Raw genomic sequence first — 262 nt, 5'->3', positions numbered from 1 at the left:
CTGCACAGGGAGGGCATCGCTGCCACCGAAGCGGGCGATGAGCGCGTCGTACGTCTCGACCTCTGCCGCGGGATCGCCGGCCTGACCCAGCGTGATCGCCTTATTGACCATGGCCCGCGCGACCTGCTCCTGCACAGGGAGGGCATCGCTACCACCGAAGCGGGCGATGAGCGCGTCGTACGTCTCGACCTCTGCCGCGGGATCGCCGGCCTGACCCAGCGTGATCGCCTTATTGACCATTTCCTTCGCCACTTTGGCTTCG

1 protein-coding gene is annotated in these 262 nt (G+C 66.4%); it reads right to left on the bottom strand.

Translation table 11 applies throughout. From position 1 onward, the window contains the following. On the bottom strand, positions 1-262 hold a 262-nt coding region (locus ACN5AZ_RS18775; RefSeq protein WP_419430406.1), incomplete at both ends, for a hypothetical protein.

The organism is Sagittula sp. SSi028, assembly GCF_048553715.1.
In the GTDB taxonomy this organism is placed as follows: domain Bacteria; phylum Pseudomonadota; class Alphaproteobacteria; order Rhodobacterales; family Rhodobacteraceae; genus Sagittula.
This window is presented reverse-complemented; position numbering and strand designations above follow the sequence as displayed.